This is a genomic window from Streptomyces sp. NBRC 110028 (assembly GCF_001417735.1).
In the GTDB taxonomy this organism is placed as follows: Bacteria; Actinomycetota; Actinomycetes; order Streptomycetales; family Streptomycetaceae; genus Streptomyces.
Genome location: NZ_BBUZ01000033.1, coordinates 49,043 through 70,868, shown reverse-complemented (window position 1 = coordinate 70,868; position 21,826 = coordinate 49,043). Strand labels below are relative to the sequence as shown.

The following is a 21,826-nucleotide window of genomic DNA, read 5'->3' as shown; positions in this document are numbered from 1 at the left end:
AACTGCTACAGACGATGCGTCACTTGCTTGATCCGTGTGTACGCTTCGAAACCGTATCGTGACAGATCCTTGCCGTGGCCCGACTGGCGAAAGCCGCCGTGCGGCAGTTCCGAGGGAAACTGTAGATGGGTGTTGACCCATACGGTGCCGTAGGCCAGCTCCGCCGAAAGCCGCATCGCCCTTTGATGATCGGTTGTCCAGACGGCGGAAGCGAGGCCGTACGGCGAGGAGTTGGCCCGTCGCAGGGCGTCCGCTTCGTCGGTGCAGCGCTCGACGGTGATCACGGGGCCGAAGATCTCCGTACGAGTGATGTCGTCGTCCCCGCGCACTCCGTCGATGACGGTGGGGGCGTAGAAGAAGCCTCGGTCGCCCACCTCGTGGCCGCCCGTGACCACCCGTGCGTGCGGCGGCAGCGCCTCGACGCACCCCCGCACATGCGCCAGTTGCTCGGGGTTGTTCAGCGGCCCGTACGCGCTGCCGGGTTCCGAGGGCGGACCGGGGCGCCGTGTCGAGGCCTCCGCCACGAGCGCCTCGAGCAGCGGCGCGTGCGCCGCGTCGACCACCAGGACCCGGCTGGCGGCCGTGCAGTCCTGCCCCGCGTTGGTGACGGCCCCGGTGACGATGGTCCGCGCGGCGTCGGAGATGTCGGCGTCGGCGCACACGAGGACCGGGGTCTTGCCGCCCAGTTCGAGGTGGGTGCGTTTGAGCGTGGCGGCGGCGCGGGTGGCCACGTCTACACCGGCCGCCACCGATCCGGTCAGCGAGACCGCGGCGGGAACGGGGTGCTCGACCATGAGGCGCCCCGTCGCCGGGCCGCCGCAGACCACGTTGAGCACGCCGGGTGGCAGGATTCGGGCGGCGAGGTCGGCCAGCATGAGCGCCGACGAAGGGGTGGTGTGCGCGGGCTTGAGCACGACGGTGTTCCCGGCGGCTATCGCCGGAGCCGCCTTCAACACCGCCATCAGCAGCGGAAAGTTCCACGGGGCGAGTTGCGCGCACACTCCCACCGGTTCGCGCCGGGTATAGGAGGTGTGCTTCGGCGCGTACTCGCCACCCGCCACACCGTCGAGCAGCCGCGCGGCACCGGCGAAGAAGTGCAGTTCGTCGACGATCCCGCGGATCTCGCCCGCGGCGTCCCGGCTTCCGGTGTCCCGCAGCTCCGCCTCGCTGAACTCGGCGGCTTGCCCGGTGACGGCGTCGGCCAGCTCCAGCAGTGCGGACTGGCGGTCCCTGGGCGTGCTCCGCGACCACTCCACGAAGGCCGACGCCGCCGCGCGCATGGCGCGGTCGACGTCCTCTGCTCCGGTGCTGGGTACGCGTAAGTGAGCGTCGCCGGTGCACGGGTCGAGCACCTCGATGTGTTCGGTGCCCGGGACCGGATCGGCCCGCTTGGCGTTGATGACGTTGCGAACGGTGGGTGCTGTCACGGCGGTGTTCTCCTGTCGGCTCCGAGGAGTCCGTTGTGGGCGGTGAGGTGGATCTGCCGCTGGTGGCGGACGAGCGGCGACCGGTCCGGTCCGGTGTTCAGCGGCCGCCGGTGACCCACAGCGACGTGAAGCCGTGGAAGCCGAGGTTGTTGTTCCAGTTGGTCTCCTGGGGCGGCACGTGCAGGTCCGGCCACCTGCGGTACAGGGCACTCAGCGCGATCCGGGTCGTCTGACGCACGAGCGGGTCACCAAAGCAGAGGTGCCGGCCGATGCCGAAGGTGAGGTGTGGGTTGGGCAGCGGACGGTCGAGGACCAGCTCGTCCGGGCGGTCGAAGACGTCGGGGTCGCGGTTGGCCGAGGCCACGTACAGCAGCAGGGGCCGCCCCTTGCGCAGCGGGACGACGGTCCCGTCGGAAGCGGTGTAATCGAAGTCCTCACCCGCGACTCGTCCGACGAACGAGACCGGTGTGCACACGCGCAGCAGTTCTTCGACGGCGGGGCCCACGGAGCCTGGATGCAGCAGCAGGTCCCGCTCGGCGGTGGGGACGGCGGCGAGGGCGTGCACACTGTTGCCGATGAGATAGCGGATGGACGCCACGCCCGCGAACAGCAGCAGTGCCGCCTGCGCGATCACGTCGCGCTCGGAGAAGCGGTGCCCGTGTACCTCGATCTCCCGTAAGTGGTGCAGCAACCCGCCCGCGGCGCGCGAGCGGCGCGCGTTGTCCTCGGACGCCAGGAAGTCGGCGAGTTGCTGGGTGCTTTTCCTGGTCCGGCGCAGGTGCTCCACCGAAACCGAGGTCGAGCCGAACAGGTGCGCGATGTCATCCGTCCAGCGGTTGAGGTCGGCGTGTGCTTCGACGGGGACGCCGAGCACATCGGCGATCACCATCGCGGGCAGCGGGAAGGCGAAATCCGATATGAGGTCGAACCCGGTGGGGTCGACCCGGTCGAGCAGTCCGTCGACGATGCCCTGGATGCGCGGCTCGAGGTACTCGTCGGTGAACGGCACGTAGCCCCGGTTGGCCTGCCGGCGGTTACGGGTGTGCTCCTTGCCGTCGTGGAACGCCAGCCAGCGTCCGTAGATGTCGAGCATGTCCGCGAACTCCTCGCGCTGCTCGGGCGGGAGGAACCGCAAGGGGACCGCCGAGCGTGCGTTGGACAGCCGCTCGTCCTTCATCAGGCGCGCGCAGTCGGTGTACCGGAACATCAGCCAGGTGCCACCGAAGATCGTTCCGGACATGTGGGCCGGGCTGTGCTCGCGCATCAGCGCGTAGAAGGAGAACGGGTCCTCGATGTACTGGACGTTGTTGTGGGAGAAGTCATCGATGGCTGTCAGGTCGAGTGACACAGCAAGGACTCCCAAGAGGTAGGTGGGAGGACACTGGGCATCCGATAGGGCCGGAGTTGACACCGGGATCGGAGCCGGAACATAAATCCGTGAATCTCGCGGTGTCACCGTAATATATGTTTCTGGCGTGCTTCAAGGCGCCGGGATCCCGTCTTTCGCTTCTGGTTTTCAGACGGAATTACGGTTGCTTTTCAGTCAGCTTCGACGGGCCTACAGGCGCCGCCTCACAGGTCGCCGACAGGGGGGCAGAGGTGCGCGCCGACGAGGCTGAAGACCCGTGCAGGGAGGCGTCGGCCCGCGGGAAAAGCGGTCGGATATCGCCAACGAACGGCCGGTTCACCTGGCTCAGTTGAGGCGGTTGCCGTTTCTGTGCAGCCGGCGGCCCGACGCGGTCGGCCTGCCGTCCGAGGGCTCCCGCACCCACCGCCACACCCCTCGCGACCAGGGGAAAGGGCATGAGGGTCCGGCCGTCACGCGGGAGCGGAGGCGTGCCGGGGCGATCGGGGCGGGTGGCACACGGTCCTGAGGACCGGCCCTTGCGTGCCCAAGTCGCCGCATTTAGCATGGCTTTCCGGTGAGCGGCACTCCGTTGTCTGGCGGGACCCGGAGTCCTCATCCGGTAGTGACCTGCGATGCGACTGCCTGGCGGGACTCGCGTCTGTACGTCCCCCCTGTCGTCCTTCTTGTCCTGACCCTTGCAGCGTTTACGCGATCCGCTTTTCCGGAACGGGTGTCCCTCGCTGCATGATGCGCGGTTCACCCTGTCGCGAAATGGCCCTTCGGGAGGGATGCATGCCGTTCGGAGTTGATGCTTTCGTGCGCGCAATCGGTCGCCGGGCATTTATTGACAGCGACATCCTCGACACTGAATACGATCGCGTTTTCTACCCTTCCTGGCAATTTCTCGGATTCGCTGACGAGGTGCCCGAGCCGGGCGATTACGTCCTGCGCGTGCTCGGCCGGGACGAGGTCGTCGTCGTCCGAGGAGAAGACGGCGAAGTACGCGCGCTGCACAATTCATGCACCCACCGGGGCACCCGCCTGTGCCGTGCGAGCCTGGGCAACACCGCACACCTTCGGTGCAGCTACCACGGCTGGACCTTCGCCAACGACGGCAGGCTGGTCGGCGTGCCCGCGCTCCGGTCGGGGTACCCACCGGACTTCGACCACACCCGTCACGGCCTGCCCACTGCGCGCGTGGTGTGCCGGCGCGGGTTCCTGTTCGCCACCTGGGACCCCGAAGCCCCCGCCCTGAAGGACTACCTCGGCGAGATCGCCTGGTACCTCGACGCCATCCTCGACTGTGGGGCAGGAGAGTGGGAGGTCTGCGGCCCCCCGCAGCGCGTGCGCGCCAAGGGCAACTGGAAGATCCCCACGGACAACTTCGCGGGCGACGGCTACCACATGCGGACCACTCACCAGATCGCGCTCGACCAGGGTATTTACGGTGACACCCTGGCCGACGGCACCCGGGGGCGCGCGGGAACCGACCTCGTCGCGGTCAACATTGCGACCGCGGCCGGGCACAGCGTGCGCGCGGGCTACGTCGTCGAGAGCGGGCGCTCTATCGACGACAGGGACCTCACCGCCCCGCAGTTCCCCGGCTACCCGCCCGAGCGCTGGGCCGAACTGGCCGCGGCGCAAACCCCGGAACAGGTGCGGTTCACCTCGCACTGCGAGGTCGCGCACGGGGTGGTGTTCCCGAACACCGTGTTCCTCACCGTCGCGCATGACCGCGCTGTGGGTGAGGACACCGATCCGCTGACCCGCTACCTGGTCGTCCGCGCCCATGTGCCGGTCAACGCCCGCGAGACCGAGTGCCTGTACTGGACGCTCGTGCCCACCGCGATGGACCCGGAATGGCGGCGCCGCTCCTACCGTTTCCAGGCACGCACCCAGTCCGCGGGCGGAATCCTGTTCGAGATGGACGACTTCGAGAACTTCGCCCGGATCGATGCCGCCCTCACCCGCTCGGCACCGGGACGGGGAGGGCCCGTGGACCTGACCCTCGGTATCGGCCGGTCCACCCCGGCCCGGGGGTTCCCGGGGCCGGCGACGGCCGAGGTCGCCACCCTCAGCGAGCACAACCAGCGCGCCTTCTACCGGCGCTGGTCGACGTTGATGGGGGAACTGCCGTGATCGACCAGCCTGACCCGCGCCCCCCGGCACAGTTCGTCGCCTGCGCCGAGGAGCTGGCCCGATGCCCGTTTCCCGACCGCGGCCCACGGCTCACCGGCCTCGACGCGGAGATCACCGCCGTGCTCACGGAGGAGAGCGCCGCGCTGGACGAGGGCGAGCACCAGCGCTGGCTGGACATGCTCGATCCCGCCTTCCGCTACGAGATCCCGGTGCCGCTGCTGCGGGAGGACCCCGCGCTGCCCCGGCACAGCCGGGGCGCCGTGCTGTTCGAGGCCTCCAAGCGGGTGCTCGAGCTGAAGTTCGGCCGTGTCGGACTGTTCCCGGCGTGGTCGGACCGGCCGGCCGCCACCACGCGTCACTTCATCGGCTCGGTGCGGGTGTTCGACGCACCCGCCGCCGGCGTAGTGCGGGCCGACGCCAATCTCCTGGTCACCAGTAACCGGGGAGTCGAGCACACCGTGCTCATCAGCGCCGCCCGCCGGGACCTGCTCCGCGAGCGCCACGGGCGCTGGCTGTTGTTGCGCAGGTGTGTCCTGCTAGACGTGGAGGTCGCCACCCATGAACAGCTCTCCGTCATCGTGTGAAGGCGAACCCCGGGAGGATGTCCTGTTGTGCAGGGTCTCGTGCGAGTCGGCGGCGGTCGACGTCCTGCTGCATCCGACCGGCAACGGCCGGCGGCTGCTGCTGGTGTCCGAGCGCACGGGACACCGTGCGCTGCTCGACGCCACCGTCCTGGACGCGTTGTGCACCCTGACCCCCTCGGCGGTCACCGCCGTGGTGCGCGCCGCCGTACAGGAGGGGGCGCCCACATGACGGCCGTCGCGTTCGACTACACCGCACCCACGACCGTCGACGACGCGTTGCGCGCGCTTCACGCCCCGGGCCTGACGGTGACACCGCTGGCTGGGGGGCAGAGCCTGGTCCCTCTGCTGACCCGCCGAGAGATACGCCCGGACGTGGTCGTGGACCTGAACGGGATATCCGCTCTCGCGGGGATCGACGTGGGTCCCGACCGCGTCAGGATCGGCGCGATGACCAGACTGCGTGATCTGGAGCAGCACGCGGAACTGGCCAGGGCGCTGCCCGTGTTGGCCTCCGCCGCCGCCTCGGTGGCCCATCCGCACATCCGTGTGCGTGCCACGCTGGGCGGTTCGTTGTGCCATGCGGCCCCGGCCGCCGCACTGCCTGCGGTCGCGGTCGCTCTCGGCGCCGACGTGGTACTGCGGTCGGTGCGCGGTGCGCGGTCCGTTCCCGCGGCCCGGTTCGCCTCCGGTGCGGGAACCACGGTCCGGGCGCGGGACGAGGTGCTGACAGAGGTCACCTTCCCCCGCATCGATGGGCTCGCGTACGAGTTCAGTGAGCTGTGCACGCGTGGCAGCACCGGGTACCCCGTCGTCGGCGTGTGCCTGGGGCTCCAGGTCGCCGACGGTCTCGTCCGGACCGCACGCGTGGTGGTGACCGGGTGCGGGCCCGTCCCTGCCCGGCTGCCCGGCGTCGAGGCCGCACTCGCAGGCCGCCCCGTCACCGGACCGCACCCGGAGCTGGTCGCCTCGGTAGCACGGGAGGCGGCCCGAGGCCCTGGATACGAGGACCAGGAGTACCGGGCCGAGGTGGCCGGTGTGCTGCTCCTGCGAGCGCTGTCGGCGCGAGCCGGCCGGGAGGGACGATGAGCGTCCGGACGGTCACGGTACGGGTCAACGGGGTCGTGCGCACCGAGGACGCCTGGAACCACACCACATTGGCCGAACACCTGCGCACCGCGCTGCGGCTGACCGGCACGCACGTCGGCTGCGGTACCGGGGACTGCGGCGCCTGCGTCGTGCTGCTCGACGGGGACCCGGTCTGCTCCTGCCTCGTCCTCGCGGTGCAGGCCGACGGCCGGGAGGTCAGCACGGTGGAGGGCGTCGCCGCCGGCGGTGACCTGACGAGGGCGCAACGGGCCCTCATCGAGGAGCACGGCCTCCAGTGCGGATTCTGCACCCCCGGCCTGGTGGTGCGGATGGCCCACGCCGCCGACCGCGGCGGTAGCGAAGAGGACGTGCTGGCCGGGCACTTGTGCCGGTGCACCGGCTACGGCGGCATCCGCGCCGCGCTTCGCGGGATCTGCGGTGACTCGGGGACCGACCGATGAGCGGGACGCGGCACCACCACATCGGAAGGCCCGTTCCGCCCCACCACCACGACCGGTTGGTGCGCGGGCACGGCCGGTTCCTCGCCGACCTGCGCGCGGCGGGATCGCTGTACGCGACGCTTGTGCGAAGCCCGCTCGCGCACGCGCGGGTTGTCGGCTTCGACGCCACCGCCGCCAGGAACGACCCGCGCTGCGCACTCGTGCTGGGCCCCGACGACCTCGCCGAGCGCACGGCACCGATCCCCACCGTCTGGCGGTTGCCCGGCCAGCCGGAGGACCACATCCCCGTCGCCACGCACACCGCTCGTTACGCCGGGCAGCCGCTGGGCATTGTCGTCGCGGACACGCCGACCGCGGCCGAGGACCTGGCCGAAGCCGTACGGCTCGACCTCGATCCCCTGCCTCCGGCAGTCACCATCGCCGACGCGCTGGCCGGGCAAGCGCCGCTCATCGTGCCGGGCGCCGTCGGCAACGAGGCGGGGAGCATTCGCTTCGGCTCTCCCGAGGAGGACATCGCCACGGCTTTCTCACGAGCGGAACTGGTCGTGGAACGCGAGTTCACCCTGCCGAGGGTGAACCACTCCCCCCTGGAGCCGCGCGGTGTGCTGGCCGAGTACGACCCGGGCACCGGACTGCTCACCGTGCACGCCAGCAGCCAGTCCCCGCACTCCATGCGCCAGGACCTCTGCACCGTGCTGGGGATGCGTGCGGACCGGGTGCGCGTCATCGCGCCCGACGTGGGCGGGTCGTTCGGCAGCAAGGTCCTGCTCTACCCGGACGAGGCGATGGTGTGCGCGGCCGCGGTCGCCCTGGGCGCCGCGGTGCGCTGGGTGGAGTCGCGCACGGAAAACCTCACCGGCGCCTATCAGGGGCGGGGCCAGCGGACCACCGCTCGCCTCGCCATCGACTCCGAGGGCCGGTTCCTCGCGTTCGACGCGCACATCCTCGCGGACCTGGGTGCGTACGCGACCCAGGCGGGCAGCGGACCGCACCAGGTGACCGCCCTGACCCTCCAGGGCCCGTACCACGTGGACGCCGCCGCGGCCACCGTCACCGGGGTGTACACCACCCGCGTCCCCACCGGCGCCTACCGCGGGTACGGCATGCAGGAAGCGGCGTTCATCCGCGAACGGCTCATTGACGAAGCGGCCCGCGAACTCCGCGTGTCCACACTGGAGTTGAGACTGCGCAACCTGATCCGGCCGGAGGAACTGCCGCACACCACGTACACCGGGCTCACCTACGACAGCGGCGACTACGGTGCCGCACTGCGCCGTGCCGCCACGCTGGCCGAGCGCCCGCCCCCCTCGGACCCGCCGTGGGTGCGCCGGGCCACCGCAGTCGTGGCCGCGGTGGAGATCAGCGCGTTCGCGCCCTCGGCTCTGCTCGAAGCGTTCGGGATCGCGTGGAGCGGCTGGGAGGGAGTGCGGCTGCGGATCAATCACGACGGGACCGTTACCGCCTACTCCGGGGTGATCGCGGTCGGCCAGGGCATCGAGACCAGCCTGGCCCAGATCGCAGCCGAGGGGCTGGGCGTACCCCTCGACTGGGTGCGGGTCGAACTCGGGGACACCGACACCGCCCCGCACTCCGATCTGTCCGCCCAGGCAAGCCGGGCTCTGACGCTCGCGGGCGGCGCACTGCTCATCGCCGCTCGGCGGCTCGCCGAGCGGATGAGAACACTGGCTGCCGGGTTCCTGGGCACCGATCCCGACCGGGTGACCCAGCGGATCCCCTCCCATGCGGGCCCGTCGTCCCCGGACGCGGCCTTTCACGGTACCGGCGGCGCGCGGATCACCTGGCGCGAGGTCGCCCACCGCGGCTACCGGGGATGGGGGACCAGGAAGAGTACCGACCGGATACGGCTGGAAGAGGCGGTGGACTTCGACCCGCCGCAGCTCACCTTCGCCCATGGCGCGCACGCCGCCGAGGTTACGGTCGATGTCGGCACCGGGCGTGTCACGGTGACCGGCTACTGGGCCGTTCATGACAGCGGCGTGCTGGTCAACCCCCTGATCGCGCACGGACAGATTGCCGGCGGGATCGCCCAGGGACTGGGACAGGCCCTCACCGAGGAGGCCAGGACCGACACCGAGGGCGTCCCCGTGACCCGGTCCTTCCGGGAGTACACCATCCCCGCGGACCAGGACATTCCCGAAGACCTCGTCATCGAGCACACCTGCACTCCCAGCACAGCGATCCCCGGTGGGTTCAAGGGCCTCGGAGAGGGCGGCACCATCCTGCCGCCCGCGGCGGTCACCTGCGCGGTCGCCGCCGCGGTTCCGGAGATCGCACACACCCTCACCTCGCTCCCCCTGACTCCGTCGCGCGTCCGCGCGGCGCTGCGAGCAGCGGGCATCACGGCGGAAGGCGGCGTCCGATGACACACTCCGGCGAGACCACAACAGTGCGTGAGGCGGTGTTCGACCTGCTGCGCGCGGAGGGCATGACCACCGTCTTCGGCAACCCCGGGTCGCTGGAGCTCCCCATGCTGCGCGACTTTCCCGACGACTTCCGGTACGTGCTGGGCCTTCAGGAATCGGTGGTGGTGGCGATGGCCGACGGGTACGCGCAGGCCACCCACCGTCCCGTGCTGGTCAACCTGCACTCGGCGGCCGGGGTGGGGCACGCGATGGGCGCGCTGTTCACCGCTCGCCGGAATCGGACGCCGCTGGTGGTCGTCGCCGGCCAGCAGGCGCGCTCGCTGCTGGAGGGCCACCCGTACCTGTTGTCGGAGGACCCGGCCACGCTGCCCCGCCCGTACGTCAAGCTCAGTCGCGAGCCCGCCCGCGCCCAGGACGTGCCGTCGGCCATCTCCCGCGCCCGGCACCTCGCGACGGCTCCGCCCGCGGGGCCCGTGCTCGTATCCGTCCCGAGCGACGACTGGGACCACCCCGCCGAACCACCCGTCACTGCCAGGCTGACAAGCACCACCGTGGCCGCGGACCCCGGCCTGCTCGCCCGCGTCGGCCAGGCGCTGGCGCGCGCGGAGTCGCCCGTCCTCATCGCGGGGGCCGGGGTCGACCGCGAGAAGGCCGTACCCGACCTGGTGGCGCTGGCCGAGGCGCACCAGGCGCCGGTCTGGGCGGAACCGATGTCCCACCGCTGCGCCTTCCCCGAACTGCACCCGCTGTTCGCCGGCTTCCTGCCGCCGGTGCGCGAGGGCATCGTTCGCGAGCTGACCGGCCACGACCTCGTGCTGTCGGTGGGTGCACCGGTGTTCACCTACCATGTGCCGGGAACCGGCCCGCACCTCCCGCCCGGGGCCGACCTCTGCCTGCTCACCGACGACCCCGAACAGGCGTCCTGGTGCCCGAGTGGAACCGCTGTCATCACCGGTCTGGCGCCCGCGCTGCGAATGCTTGGCGCCCACCCGCCGAGGCGGCCGCGCACACCGCCGCCCGCCCGGCAGCCCGCAAAGCCGCCCGTGCCCTCCGCCGACCGGATCTCCCAGGCCCATTTGATGCACGCCCTTGCGGAGGAACGGCCCGTGGGCTGCGTCGTGGTCGAGGAGGCCCCCGGAACCCGGCCCGTGATGTGCGATTACCTGCCCAACCTGGGTCCCGAAACCTTCTACACGACCGCGAGCGGCGCGCTGGGACACGGACTTCCCGCAGCGGTCGGCATGGCGCTGGGCAGGCCGGGGACCCGCGTGGTCGCCCTGGTGGGCGACGGCTCCGCCATGTACGCCATCCAAGCGCTGTGGTCGGCGGCCCGGCTACGTCTCCCGATTGCCGTCATCGTGGTGAACAACCGCCGTTACGCCACGGTGGAGGGCTTCGCTGAACGGTTGGGCATGGGCAAACCGGTGGGCACGACGCTCGGCGGGCTGGACTTCGCCGCACTCGCCACCGCCCAGGGGTGCGCGGGCACACGCGTCGACGACCCGGCCGAACTGGTGCCCGCGCTGAGGACCGCGCTCACCGCCACCGGCCCCCACGTGCTCGACGTGGTGGTGAACGGGTGAGCCACGCCCTACCGCACGGTCAGGCCGCCATCGGGGCGCAGCACCTCACCGGTCATGCCTGCTGCCGCGGGGGACGCCAGGAACCGGTAGAGCGGGGCGACCTGCTCGGCGCGCGGCATCACGCCCAGCGGGTTGAACGCCCGCACCGTCGCCGTGATCTCGTCAGGGTCGGCGTAGACCTGCCGACCGTCCACCGTGCGCAGCCCGGTCACGATCCCACCCGGGGCCACGGCGTTGACCCGGACCGCGGGCGCCAGGTCGGCGGCCAGATGGCGCACCACCCCCAGCGCCGCGTGCTTGGCGGCGGCGTACGCGATGCCCGCGCCGTTGCCACGCACGAGGAAGGAGGCGTCGGACAGGGTGAATACCATCGACCCCCCACTGTCCGAGAGGCTCCTGGCGGCAGCCCGTGCCCCGAGCAGGTAGCCGACGACGTCTACGTCGAGCACATACCGGGCCACTTCGGCCAGCTCGGCGCCGCCGACGTCGCGCACCCCGACCCCGCCGTCGTGAACCCCCGCGTTCCCGACGAACAGGTCCAGCCCTCCGAAGCGGGTCAACGCGGCGTCCACCACGTGATCGTTCGCATCGGGGTCGCGTACGTCGCCGACAACCCACCGCACCCTGTCCGAGTCGCCGTCCACGGGAGCGTCTCGGTCGAGCACGACAACCCGGTAGCCGTGTGCGGCCAGGTCGGCCACGACGGCACGGCCGATTCCGGAGGTACCCCCCGTCACCACGGCAACCGGCTCCCGCTCCATCCGCCGTCCACCTTCGCCTCCCATGCGGCTGTCCCCTCCTCATCTCGCCATCCCTCACTCCTCGTTCTCCGGTCCCCTCCCGGTCACACCGGTGGCGGCTGCCACAATCCCGTGTCCGGGCAGCCCAGGAGGTTCGCCGACACCGCGTCGTCACGCGGCGATGCCACCCCCCAGGTGTCACTGGTCTGCGCGTTGCCCGGATAGACGCGGGGAGTCCACTCGTGGTCGGGGTCGATCCGCAGCATCCCCGTGGTGTATTCGGCGACGAATCTCGATACGGGTTCCTGGAAATACGTGAAAGTATTCGCACCGACCCCGTGCCGGCCCGGCCCCCACAGCGGTGAGTACCCCTTCCTGACCATGGCGCCGGTTGCTCGCATGAATTCATCGATCCCGCGTAATTCGAAGGCGACATGGTTCAGTGACGTGTGCGGTGCGCGGGTGAACGCGAGCATGTGGTGGGCCGTTCCGGATCGGAGGAATACCATGATGTCCTCCACCCAGTCGCTCACCTTGAGGTCGAATATCGATTGGTAGAAGGCCAGCGCGGTCCGCAGATCAGACGTATTGAGCACCACGTGGCTGATCCCGGTCGGCCTGCCCTCGCCCGGTTCGACGGACCGGAACGCCCGCGCGGCCACCCGGGACGACACCTCGACCGTGCGCCCCTCGCAGTCAAGGAACCGGAACCGGTAACCGCCACCCACATCATCACAGGTGGCAGGCTCGCTGACGAGGCGGCCGAGCGGGTGTGCCGCCACTCGCCCGGCGATCGCGTCCACATCCGCGTCGGTGGCCGCGGCCAGGCACAGCAGATCGACCCGGGGCTCGGCGGTGGCCCGTAACCGCAGCACTTGGTTCTCCTGGCACCCGGCTCCGAGAAACACCCGGTCCGAGTCCGTATCGACGAGGTCCAATTTCCAGTGCTTCTGGAAGAACTCGCGCGCGGCGGAGAGGTCGGGTACGCCGAGCGCCACGCTCCGGACATGGGTAATCAAAGGGATCCCCCGGCTGATGCAGTTCGGCTTCAACGGCTTCCATCAGAACGATACTGCTGCTCGTCCCGGAAAGAACTACCCTGATTCAGCCTTTCATCGGCCTCTTGCATCGCTATCGGTTACCGCGGGCCATTGAGGTTTTCCCGTGCCTTTCGTTCCGGGCGCGGTGGCGGACGAGGCGGCTTGTGCGGCGGTGCGTCCCGCCGTGTTCCGGCCGGACCGCTGGTCGGAGGCTGCGGAGTTTCACGCCCGGCCCTGTGGGGCTCGAATCATCGTCGCTCCTGGTCAAGCGGCATATCTGTACTCGTTGATCACGCCGCCGAGGATGCGGGTGCGCAGGACTCTGCGGCTGGCCGGCTCCAGGACCGGAGGTGGGTGTCCGTGAGATTGGGGAGGTAGTTGGCGTCGGGTCCGGTGGGGGCGCCGGGTGGGGCGTTTGACCAGCAACGATGAATAGCCGAGCCGCACAGGATCCGCCAGGCCCGCCAAAGCGGCCTCACCATCCACACCGTTCACAGGCCCCCCTGGACACAGCGCGCGGCGAACACGCCGAGGGCAAGCACCTCATCCGCCACGCCCGCACCCGCTTCGACGACACCGCCACCATCACCGACGCCGACCTGCTCCAGCGCCGTCTCACCGAGGAGAATCGGACGCGGCAAAGCCGACGGATGCGGACTGCTCACCCTGGCACCCGCATGACCGCGCCCCACCGCGCGCCAAAGAACGCCACCGGGGCGCGCCGGCGGCTTGCCGTACCGACCGTTGCCATGCTGCCGGTCGAGGTGGTTGACACTTCCGGGGGCTTCACTGACTATGCGCTAGATGGGAGCGCTCCCATCCCTTGTCGTCCGGTCCTGCTGTCGGCACGGCCGTTGAGAAGGAGGTTCGTGCGTATGACGTCGAGACCGAGGCGTATGACGTCGAGAGCCGCGCCGGTGGCCGTGGTGCTGCTGGTGGCCGGCGCCGGTCTGGCCGGTCCCGGCCAGGCGAGCGCGTTACCGGGCGGGGGAGCGCGGTCCGCCGTCTCCTCCGCCGCCCCGGAAGGCCCCGCCCTCAGCGTCGACACCACCACCGGCCGTAAGGCGATCGACCCGCACATCTACGGGATCAACTTCGCCGACGAGGCGCTGGCCCGGGAACTGCGTCTGCCGGTCCGCCGGTGGGGCGGCAACGCCACCACCCGCTACAACTACAAGCTCGACGCGTACAACGCGGGCGCCGACTGGTACTTCGAGAACCTGTACTACGAGAACGGCACCGCGGACATGCCGAACGGCTCGGAGGCCGACAAGTTCGTCGAGCAGAACCGCCGTACCGGCACCGACACCGTGCTGACCGTGCCGATGAGCGGCTGGACGACCGCGGCCCGCAACGCCGCCTGCGGCTTCAGCATCGCCAAGTACGGCCCGCAGAAGGCCAGTGACGCCCAGTGGCGCCCGGACTGCGGCAACGGTGTGAAGGCCGACGGTACGAACGTCACCGGCAACGACCCGGCCGAGACCAGCGTCCCCGCAGGTCCGGAGTTCACCAAGGGCTGGGTGGAGTACCTGAACCGCACCTACGGCACCGCGGACGACGGCGGGGTCCGCTTCTACAACCTCGACAACGAGCCCGACCTGTGGTGGAGCACCCACCGGGACGTCCACCCGCAGGGCACGGGCTATGACGAGATGCGCGACAGCACCTACGCCACCGCCGCCGCCATCAAGGACGCCGACCCGGGGGCGAAGACCCTCGGCCCGGTCGGCTGGGGCTTCAACTCCCTGATCTACTCCGGCCTGGACCAGAAGACGTGCAACGAGAAGGGCGGCGACTGCTGGTCCGACCCGCCCGACCGGGCGGCCCACGGCGGGCAGCTGTTCGCCCCCTGGTACCTCCAGCAGATGAAGGCGTACGAGCAGACGCACGACCGTCGCATCCTGGACTACTTCGACGAGCACATCTACCCCCAGCAGACCGGAGTGTTCGGCGACAACGTGGACGCGGCCACCCAGGCGCTGCGGCTGCGCTCCACACGGCAGCTGTGGGACCCCACGTACGTGGACGAGAGCTGGATCAACCAGCCCGTCCAGTTCATCCCGCGCATGCGCTCCCTGGTCGAGGAGAACTACCCGGGCACCAAGCTCGCCATCACCGAGTACAACTGGGGCGCGCTGGACCACATCAACGGGGCCCTCGCCCAGACCGATGTGCTCGGCATCTTCGGCCGGGAGGGGCTGGACCTCGCCACCCTGTGGGATCCCCCCACATCCACCGAGCCGGGCGCCTTCGCCTTCCGCATGTTCCGCAACTACGACGGCGACGGCGGCTCCTTCGGCGACACCTCGGTCCACGCCGCCAGCGCCGACCAGGGCAAGCTCGCGGTCTACGCGGCCCAGCGCAGCGGCGACAAGGCGCTGACCGTGATCGTCGTCAACAAGACCACCGGCGATCTGACCGCCCCGGTGGCCATCACCGGCAGTACCGCGCCGGGCGGCGCGGCGCAGGTCTACCGGTACGGCCAGGACGACGTCACCGCGATCAAGCACCTGGCCGATCAGCCGCTGACCGACGGCGGTTTCACCACCACCTTCCCGGCCTACTCCATCACCGAGTACGTCCTGCCCGCCGGATCCTCCGAGGCGAAGCCGCCCACCGCGCCCGGCACCCCGTCCGCCACCGCCGTCGGCTCCGACCGGGCCACCCTCACCTGGGGCGCGTCCACCGCCGGATCGTCCCCGGTGGCGAGCTACCAGGTGTACTCCGGCGACACCACCGGCGCCCCGGTCGCCACGGTCGACGCCCCCGCCACGAGCGCCACCGTCACCGGGCTCTCCCCGGCCACCGCGTACACCTTCCGTGTCGTGGCCAAGGACACCGCCGGCCGCAGCTCCCCGCCATCGGCCCCGGTCCGGGTGACCACCGCCGCCGCCGCCCCGGCGGCCACCTGCACGGTCGGCTACGTGGTGGGCAACGACTGGGGCACCGGCTTCACGGCCACCGCCACCATCACCAACAAGGGCCCCGCGCTGAACGGCTGGCGCCTCGGCTTCTCCTTCACTGGTGACCAGAAGGTGGCAAGCGGCTGGAACGGCACCTGGCGCCAGGACGCCACCGCGGTCACCGTCGACGACGCCGGCTGGAACGCCACCCTGGCCACCGGCGCCTCCACCACCGTCGGCTTCAACGGCTCCTACACCGGCGGCAACCGGGCGCCACGGGACTTCACCCTGAACGGCAAGCCCTGCACCGCCCCCGGCACCGCGGCCGCCACCCACATCGCGGCCCCGGCCGGCCACGCCCCCGGCGCGGCGGCGGTGCCGAACCGGAGGAGAGCGCGGTGACCGTGTGCCGGCCCGGCCCCGGGCGCACGCACACGCTCAAGGTCGCCCTGCTCGCCGTGATCGCCCTGGCGGCGGCCCTGCTCACGGTGCCGGCCGAAGCGTCCGCCGCGAACGCGCTCAGCATGCGCGGCGCCGATGTGTCGACCGCGCAGCGGGCCCTCGACCTCGGCGCCACGTACTACGACGCGAACGGCAATGCCGCGGACCCGCTCGACATCCTCAAGGGCTCCGGAGTGAACTACGTCCGCCTGCGGCTTTGGAACAACCCCGCCAGCGGCTACAACAACAAGGCCAAGGTGCTGGCCTACGCAAGGGCGGTCAAGGCAAAGGGCCTGAAGCTGCTGGTCGACTTCCACTACTCGGACACCTGGGCCGACCCGGGCAATCAGCGCAAGCCCGCGGCCTGGGCGAACCATGGCATCGGCGCGTTGCAGACCGACGTCTACAACTACACCTACGACGTCTGCACCAGCCTCAAGGCCCAGGGCACCGCCCCGGACAGCGTGCAGCTCGGCAATGAGATCAACGTCGGCATGCTGTGGAACGACGGCAAGGTGGTCAACAACGACTTCACCAACCTCAGCCTCCTGCTCAAGGCGGGCGCGGACGCCACCAAGGCGTGCGACGGCGGCACCAAGGTGATCATCCACACCGCGAACGCGGACAGCGACGCCCATGCGCGCTGGTTCTACGACGGGATCAAGGCGAAGGGCGTCAACTGGGACATCACCGGGCTGTCGTACTACTGCATGTGGCACGGCACGCTGTCCACCCTGTACGACGTCGTCGCCGACATGAGGTCCCGGTACGGCAAGGACGTGGTCATCACCGAGACCGCGTACCCCTTCACCACGGCGAACGCCGACAGCACCGGCAACTCGGTCACCTCCGGCTGCTCGGGCTATCCACTCACCTGGACGGGTCAGGCCGCCAACTTCACCGACGTACAGAACACCGCCCGCAACGCCGGTGCGATCGGTGTCTTCTACTGGGAGCCCACCTGGTACGCGGTCCCGGGCAACGGCTGGGATCCGGCCGACATCAACAACAGCGGGGACGGCTGGGACAACATGGCCGTCTTCAACTGGACCGGGCGACTGAACCCCGCCATCAGATGGACCGCGTAGCACCGGGCAGGCGACGGGCGATTCGCACGCATGGCCGATTACCCAGGGCCTCCACTATGCGCGATGATGGGTGCGCTGCTGCCTGGGCGTTGGGACGTACGCAACCACCGCTTCGACACCGGCGTCTTGTCAGGACGGGCAGGAGCGGAGATAACCGGCACGGACCGCTCGATCAACATGTCCTCGGGTTTGGGTGCGGGCCACGGTCCACGGTCCACGACACGGTACCTGTAGCGTGCCCGCCCTCCCTGGCGTGGTCCCGGGGGCGGCGAGGGTCGCGGGCGTTGCGGCCGGGCATGGAGCTGCTTGTGCTCTCCGCGGCCCCCGGCGGCCCCGCCGAGGACGGGCTGCGCCTGCTCGCGAGCCTGGACGCGGAAGGCGATGACGCGCACCCCACAGTGGACGCTCAGGTCCGCGAACAACTTCAATCGCTCACCCGCCGCCGAGTTCGCCTCAACGCACTGGGCATGAGGTTGGGTGTGCGGCGGCTCAGGGAACGGGTCCGACGCCCGGCCCTGCACCAGCAGCACCGGGCGAGCCGAAGCCCGCACACCCTTTCTCCACTCGGCAGCCCTCCAGGTCAGTGCAACTAGCGGGCCAAACCGCGCATCAGGAGCTCTGAGAGCTGAGCGTAGGCATCGGCATCGCCGAGGCCGGTGGCTGCGGCTACCTGGCGCTGTTGGATCCGCACCATCACCGCAGTGATGACATCGGCGGCGAACGCCACGTGCACATCGCGGAACACACCCGCTGTGACGCCCTCGTCGATCAACTGCTCCACGCGGCGAGCGGCCGCGCGCGTGTTGCGCTCATAGATCTCCGCGGCAGGCTCGAAAACGGCCACATCTTCGAAGAACTGAGGAGACAGCGGGCCGAGCTCGGCCGCCACGGAGTGGAGATATGCCGCCAGCCGGGCCGCGGGATCACTCTCGGCGGCCACGGCGGCCTCGACGCGCTCGGTGGCTCCCCGGAAGAAGTGCACTACCGCGGCGCGGACCAGCTGCTCCTTACTGTCGGCCAACCCGTACAGGGTGCGCTTGGAGCAGCGAAGACGTGCCGCCACCTCGTCCAGAGTGAAGCGGGCGAAACCTTCCTCGGTCAGCAGTGCCACGAGCTCCTCGAACAGCTCGGAGCGCCGGGCGGAACCCCGGCCTGTGAGCTTCGGGCCGGTTGGTGGGGAGGCCTTGATCATCCGGTAAGTATCCCAGGGGTGACACCACGACCATTAAGCGCTACCTTGAGCGGTACTGACGTACCGCTTTAAGTACCGCTTGGAGCTGTGATGGCCGTCGACCGCATGCTTCCCACGCAGGAGGCCGAGGATCTGATCGACCTGGCCCGCGAACTCGCCGAGAAGGAACTCGGCAAACGGGTCGAGGAGCACGAGGTGGACGAGCGCTACCCGGACGGGCTATTTGCGCTGCTCGGACGGGCTGGACTTCTGGGCCTGCCGTACCCGGAGGAGCACGGCGGCGGAGGCCAGCCGTACGAGGTATACCTGCAAGTTCTGGAAGAACTGGCGACCCAGTGGGCCGCCGTCGCAGTGGCCACCAGTGTGCACACTTTGGCCTGCCACCCCTTGCACGCCTTCGGCACCTCGGCACAGCAGGAACGCTGGCTGCCCCGCATGCTGGCCGGCGAACTCCTCGGCGGCTACAGCCTGTCCGAGCCCCAAGCCGGCTCAGACGCGGCAGCCCTGACCTGCAAGGCCGAACGCGTCGAAGACGGATACCGCATCAGCGGGACCAAGGCGTGGATCACCCACGGCGGCAAGGCCGACTTCTACGCCCTCTTCGCCCGAACGGCGCCGGGTACTCGTGGCATCTCCTGCTTCCTCGCGCCAGGTGCGGCAGAGGGCCTCACCTTCGGCCGGCCCGAACGCAAGATGGGCCTGAACGCCATCCCGACCACCTCAGCGATGTGGGACGGTGCGGTCATTGATTCCGACCGACTGATCGGCGACGAGGGACAGGGCCTTGAGATCGCGTTCAGCGCCCTGGACAGCGGGCGACTGGGCATCGCCGCCTGCGCCACTGGGCTCGCCCAGGCAGCTCTGGACACGGCCGTCGCCTACGCCAACGAGCGCACCACCTTCGGCCGCAAGATCGTCGATCATCAAGGTCTGGGCTTCCTTCTCGCCGACATGGCCGCCGCGGTGGACTCCGCCCGTGCCACCTATGTGGACGCTGCGCGTCGGCACGACCTGGGACGCCCCTTCAGCCGCCAGGCCAGCGTCGCGAAACTGGTGGCCACAGACGCAGCGATGAAGGTCACCACCGACGCCGTCCAAGTACTGGGCGGCTACGGCTACACCCGCGACTTCCCTGTCGAGCGATACATGCGTGAGGCAAAGATCATGCAGATCTTCGAGGGCACGAATCAGATCCAGCGACTGGTCATCACCCGCTGTCTCGCCCGCTGACGCCCGAACACCCCGTCAACACCTCATCCCGCAGCCTCACGGCCTTCGCAAGGGAGAACCATGGACCTTTCCGGAACCGCGGCGCTGGTCACCGGCGCGGCCTCGGGTCTGGGCGCCGCGACCGCCGCCGCCTTGGCCGCGCGCGGTGCCGCTGTCTACGGCTTGGATCTCGAGAAGGCTGTGACCGCGGCCGGCCCGCAGCCGGACGGCATCACCCTGCTGGCCGCCGATGTCACCGAGGAGGGGCCGGTCCGACGGGCGCTGGCACGCATCGAGACCGACGGCGCGGAACTGCGACTCGCTGTCAATTGCGCCGGAATCGCTCCGTCGGCTCGCATACTGGGTCGCGGCGGCCCGCACAACCTTGACCTCTTCCACACCGTGCTCAAGGTCAACCTCCTGGGGACCTTCAACGTTCTGCGCCTGGCAGCCGAGACGATCGCTCGGCACGAGCCGGACAGAAACGGCCAGCGCGGGGTCATTGTCAACACCGCGTCAATCGCCGCGTTCGAAGGACAGGTCGGCCAGATCGCCTACTCCGCTTCTAAAGCCGGCGTCGCAGGCATGACCGTCACCGCGGCCCGCGACTTGGCCCGGCACGGCATCCGCGTGGTCACCATCGCCCCCGGCATCGTGGACACCCCCATGATGGCCGGCTTTGACGACGACGTACGAGCCAGCCTCGCGGGGAGCGTGCCCTTCCCCCAACGCCTCGCTCAGCCCAGCGAGTACGCGCTTCTGGTCACCGTGATCGCCGAGCACGACTACCTCAACGGCGAGACCATCCGTATGGACGGCGCCCTTCGGATGGGTGCCCGGTGAATTTCACCTTTCCGAAGGACCTCGGCAGAAAGAGCAGAAAGAACTTACTGTCGGCGCTGGGCTCTGTCCCCGGCGGATTGCAGCTGACGGAGGAACCAGTTCTCGGTCCAGGTTTCCTGCTGCCTTTCGGCTACCGGCATCCGGTTGGATAGGCCGCTGACGAGATGCCTGTGGCCAGGCCCTTCGGGCGCGCCTGACGCACAAGGACACGCCTCCGTCGCTGTCCGCGTTCGCGGTGTGGATGATCACCTTGGTGCCGCCGTTGCACGCCTTGGTGGCGTCCGCGCCCGCCTTGAGCAGGAGGCTGAGGTTGGTGTGCTGCGTCGACAGGTCCAGCGGCCGCGGCCCTCATGGGCCGAGCGTGCAGTGCTCTCCGCTCTCGCACGGCACCTGACACCTGCCTTACGCCGCCATCGGCTGGTCACCCCCGGGCACACTGCTGACCTGGCACCGCCGTCTGGTGCCCTGGAAGTGGCACCAGACGGCGGTCGGACCCGGCCGACCACCGCTGGCGGAAGAGACAGCTGCGCTCATCCAGCGCCTGGCGCGAGAGAACCCGACGTGGGGATACGTCAGGATCCAGGGTGAACTGCGACGGCTCGGCCATCGGGTCGCCGCCGCCACGGTCCGGCGCGTCCTGCGTCGCTCCGGTCTACCGCCCGCGCCGCAGCGTGCCTCCCAGCAGACCTGGCGCATCTTCCTCCAAGCCCAGGCCCACACGCTGCTCGCCTGCGACTTCATGCACGTGGAGACCGTCTTCCTCCGACGTCTCTATGTCTTCTTCGTCATGGAGATCGCCACCCGGCGCGTTCACGTCCTGGGCGTCACCGCCCACCCGACCGGTGCATGGGGCGCCCGACTCGCCTGCAATCTGCTCATGGACCTTCAGGAGAGGGCTGGGTGCTTCCGGTTCCTCATCCGTGACCGGGACAGCAAGTTCACCGCCGCGTTCGACGCCGTCTTCGCCGGCAACGGCACAGCTGTCATCCCGACTCCGCCACAAGGTCCAACGCCTACGCGGAACGATGGATACGCACAGCCCGCGCCGAGTGCACCGACCGACTCCTCATCACCGGCGAACGACACCTGTGTACGGTCCTGACCAGGTACGCCGAGCACTACAACGCCGGACGAGCCCACCGCGGCCTCGACCTACGAGCCCCAGACGACCTCCCGAACATCATCCCCCTGCCCGCCGCCACGGTCAGGCGCCGTCAGGTACTTGGCGGACTGCTCGACGAGTACCACACCACGTCGCCCCGACCGCCTCACCAACCACAGGGAACGCCCAGCTCAGCAGCCTGATCGGAATATTGACATCCTTCAAGCATGACCAGCAGTGACACGTTTCTGAACGG

Annotated in this window: 19 protein-coding genes and 1 pseudogene; 14 read left to right on the top strand and 6 right to left on the bottom strand. The window is 69.9% G+C overall.

Features of this window, described 5'->3' with window-relative positions; genetic code table 11:
* Nucleotides 1-5: 5 nt before the first annotated feature.
* Both ASC60_RS25800 and ASC60_RS25795 read right to left on the bottom strand, forming a co-directional pair.
* Nucleotides 6-1,427, bottom strand: coding sequence for an aldehyde dehydrogenase family protein (locus tag ASC60_RS25800; RefSeq protein ID WP_055554960.1), 1,422 nt, complete (start codon nucleotides 1,425-1,427; stop codon nucleotides 6-8).
* 97 nt (nucleotides 1,428-1,524) lie between these two features.
* The gene (locus tag ASC60_RS25795; RefSeq protein WP_055554958.1) at nucleotides 1,525-2,775 is read right to left on the bottom strand and encodes a cytochrome P450; all 1,251 of its coding nucleotides are present in this window, start codon (nucleotides 2,773-2,775) and stop codon (nucleotides 1,525-1,527) included.
* 771 nt (nucleotides 2,776-3,546) lie between these two features.
* Here ASC60_RS25795 and ASC60_RS25790 point away from each other — a divergent pair.
* From ASC60_RS25790 to mdlC, 7 genes are read left to right on the top strand one after another with little or no spacing between them, the layout of a single operon-like run.
* The gene (locus tag ASC60_RS25790; RefSeq protein WP_159043314.1) at nucleotides 3,547-4,914 is read left to right on the top strand and encodes a Rieske 2Fe-2S domain-containing protein; all 1,368 of its coding nucleotides are present in this window, start codon (nucleotides 3,547-3,549) and stop codon (nucleotides 4,912-4,914) included.
* The gene (locus ASC60_RS25785) at nucleotides 4,911-5,498 is read left to right on the top strand and encodes an aromatic-ring-hydroxylating dioxygenase subunit beta (protein WP_055554954.1); all 588 of its coding nucleotides are present in this window, start codon (nucleotides 4,911-4,913) and stop codon (nucleotides 5,496-5,498) included. Before ASC60_RS25790 ends, ASC60_RS25785 begins: the two co-directional genes overlap by 4 nt.
* A 25-nt stretch (nucleotides 5,499-5,523) precedes the next feature.
* Entirely contained in the window at nucleotides 5,524-5,727 is a 204-nt protein-coding gene (locus tag ASC60_RS25780) for a hypothetical protein (RefSeq protein ID WP_055554951.1), read from the top strand.
* Nucleotides 5,724-6,584, top strand: a complete 861-nt coding sequence (locus ASC60_RS25775; RefSeq protein WP_055554948.1) for a xanthine dehydrogenase family protein subunit M — start codon at nucleotides 5,724-5,726, stop codon at nucleotides 6,582-6,584. Before ASC60_RS25780 ends, ASC60_RS25775 begins: the two co-directional genes overlap by 4 nt.
* Nucleotides 6,581-7,045, top strand: coding sequence for a (2Fe-2S)-binding protein (locus ASC60_RS25770; protein ID WP_055554946.1), 465 nt, complete (start codon nucleotides 6,581-6,583; stop codon nucleotides 7,043-7,045). The genes ASC60_RS25775 and ASC60_RS25770 overlap by 4 nt, the downstream gene beginning before the upstream one ends.
* Complete coding sequence (locus ASC60_RS25765; RefSeq protein ID WP_063787210.1) at nucleotides 7,042-9,429, top strand: xanthine dehydrogenase family protein molybdopterin-binding subunit; 2,388 nt, start codon at nucleotides 7,042-7,044, stop codon at nucleotides 9,427-9,429. The genes ASC60_RS25770 and ASC60_RS25765 overlap by 4 nt, the downstream gene beginning before the upstream one ends.
* Nucleotides 9,426-11,012 (top strand): benzoylformate decarboxylase, encoded by a 1,587-nt coding sequence (gene mdlC, locus ASC60_RS25760; RefSeq protein WP_055554942.1) that lies wholly within the window; start codon nucleotides 9,426-9,428, stop codon nucleotides 11,010-11,012. The genes ASC60_RS25765 and mdlC overlap by 4 nt, the downstream gene beginning before the upstream one ends.
* An 8-nt stretch (nucleotides 11,013-11,020) precedes the next feature.
* Here mdlC and ASC60_RS25755 read toward each other — a convergent pair whose 3' ends face one another.
* The 3 genes from ASC60_RS25755 to ASC60_RS41780 all read right to left on the bottom strand — a co-directional run bounded on the left by ASC60_RS25755 (nucleotide 11,021) and on the right by ASC60_RS41780 (nucleotide 13,457).
* Nucleotides 11,021-11,797 carry an SDR family oxidoreductase gene (locus ASC60_RS25755; protein WP_055554940.1) on the bottom strand — a complete coding sequence of 259 codons (777 nt, stop codon included), beginning with the start codon at nucleotides 11,795-11,797 and terminating at the stop codon, nucleotides 11,021-11,023.
* A gap of 59 nt (nucleotides 11,798-11,856) precedes the next feature.
* Nucleotides 11,857-12,750: a VOC family protein gene (locus tag ASC60_RS25750; RefSeq protein WP_159043313.1), complete on the bottom strand. Its 894-nt coding sequence runs from the start codon at nucleotides 12,748-12,750 to the stop codon at nucleotides 11,857-11,859.
* 533 nt (nucleotides 12,751-13,283) lie between these two features.
* Complete coding sequence (locus tag ASC60_RS41780; protein WP_159043312.1) at nucleotides 13,284-13,457, bottom strand: hypothetical protein; 174 nt, start codon at nucleotides 13,455-13,457, stop codon at nucleotides 13,284-13,286.
* Nucleotides 13,458-13,688: 231 nt separating this feature from the next.
* Between ASC60_RS41780 and ASC60_RS25745 the strand changes: the two genes are divergently transcribed.
* The 3 genes and pseudogenes from ASC60_RS25745 to ASC60_RS43205 all read left to right on the top strand — a co-directional run.
* Nucleotides 13,689-16,097, top strand: a complete 2,409-nt coding sequence (locus ASC60_RS25745) for a glycoside hydrolase family 44 protein (protein WP_055554936.1) — start codon at nucleotides 13,689-13,691, stop codon at nucleotides 16,095-16,097.
* A complete protein-coding gene (locus ASC60_RS25740; protein ID WP_234357129.1) occupies nucleotides 16,094-17,224 on the top strand; it encodes a glycosyl hydrolase 53 family protein in 1,131 nt (376 codons plus the stop codon). Before ASC60_RS25745 ends, ASC60_RS25740 begins: the two co-directional genes overlap by 4 nt.
* 293 nt (nucleotides 17,225-17,517) lie before the next feature.
* Nucleotides 17,518-17,622: pseudogene (locus ASC60_RS43205) on the top strand (XRE family transcriptional regulator); the annotation flags it as partial.
* Nucleotides 17,623-17,813: 191 nt separating this feature from the next.
* Here ASC60_RS43205 and ASC60_RS25735 read toward each other — a convergent pair.
* Nucleotides 17,814-18,416, bottom strand: coding sequence for a TetR/AcrR family transcriptional regulator (locus tag ASC60_RS25735; protein WP_055554935.1), 603 nt, complete (start codon nucleotides 18,414-18,416; stop codon nucleotides 17,814-17,816).
* Nucleotides 18,417-18,506: 90 nt separating this feature from the next.
* Between ASC60_RS25735 and ASC60_RS25730 the strand changes: the two genes are divergently transcribed.
* From ASC60_RS25730 to ASC60_RS43195, 4 genes are all read left to right on the top strand, one after another.
* Nucleotides 18,507-19,646, top strand: coding sequence for an acyl-CoA dehydrogenase family protein (locus ASC60_RS25730; RefSeq protein ID WP_055554933.1), 1,140 nt, complete (start codon nucleotides 18,507-18,509; stop codon nucleotides 19,644-19,646).
* A 60-nt stretch (nucleotides 19,647-19,706) separates the two neighbouring features.
* Complete coding sequence (locus ASC60_RS25725) at nucleotides 19,707-20,468, top strand: SDR family NAD(P)-dependent oxidoreductase (protein ID WP_055554931.1); 762 nt, start codon at nucleotides 19,707-19,709, stop codon at nucleotides 20,466-20,468.
* Between the two features lie 460 nt (nucleotides 20,469-20,928).
* The gene (locus ASC60_RS43200; protein ID WP_234357128.1) at nucleotides 20,929-21,570 is read left to right on the top strand and encodes an IS3 family transposase; all 642 of its coding nucleotides are present in this window, start codon (nucleotides 20,929-20,931) and stop codon (nucleotides 21,568-21,570) included.
* On the top strand, nucleotides 21,498-21,773 hold the full coding sequence (locus ASC60_RS43195) for a transposase (RefSeq protein WP_234357147.1): 276 nt from the start codon (nucleotides 21,498-21,500) through the stop codon (nucleotides 21,771-21,773). The genes ASC60_RS43200 and ASC60_RS43195 overlap by 73 nt, the downstream gene beginning before the upstream one ends.
* Nucleotides 21,774-21,826: the final 53 nt, after the last annotated feature.

Excerpts from the sequence above, each read along its gene's own strand:
- ASC60_RS25790 (WP_159043314.1), top strand. The coding sequence starts at position 3,547 with ATGGCCCTTCGGGAGGGATGCATGCCGTTCGGAGTTGATGCTTTCGTG.
- ASC60_RS25775 (WP_055554948.1), top strand. The coding sequence starts at position 5,724 with ATGACGGCCGTCGCGTTCGACTACACCGCACCCACGACCGTCGACGAC.
- ASC60_RS25770 (WP_055554946.1), top strand. The coding sequence starts at position 6,581 with ATGAGCGTCCGGACGGTCACGGTACGGGTCAACGGGGTCGTGCGCACC.
- ASC60_RS25765 (WP_063787210.1), top strand. The coding sequence starts at position 7,042 with ATGAGCGGGACGCGGCACCACCACATCGGAAGGCCCGTTCCGCCCCAC.
- mdlC (WP_055554942.1), top strand. The coding sequence starts at position 9,426 with ATGACACACTCCGGCGAGACCACAACAGTGCGTGAGGCGGTGTTCGAC.
- ASC60_RS25755 (WP_055554940.1), bottom strand. The coding sequence starts at position 11,797 with ATGGGAGGCGAAGGTGGACGGCGGATGGAGCGGGAGCCGGTTGCCGTG.
- ASC60_RS25745 (WP_055554936.1), top strand. The coding sequence starts at position 13,689 with ATGACGTCGAGAGCCGCGCCGGTGGCCGTGGTGCTGCTGGTGGCCGGC.
- ASC60_RS25735 (WP_055554935.1), bottom strand. The coding sequence starts at position 18,416 with ATGATCAAGGCCTCCCCACCAACCGGCCCGAAGCTCACAGGCCGGGGT.
- ASC60_RS25730 (WP_055554933.1), top strand. The coding sequence starts at position 18,507 with ATGGCCGTCGACCGCATGCTTCCCACGCAGGAGGCCGAGGATCTGATC.
- ASC60_RS25725 (WP_055554931.1), top strand. The coding sequence starts at position 19,707 with ATGGACCTTTCCGGAACCGCGGCGCTGGTCACCGGCGCGGCCTCGGGT.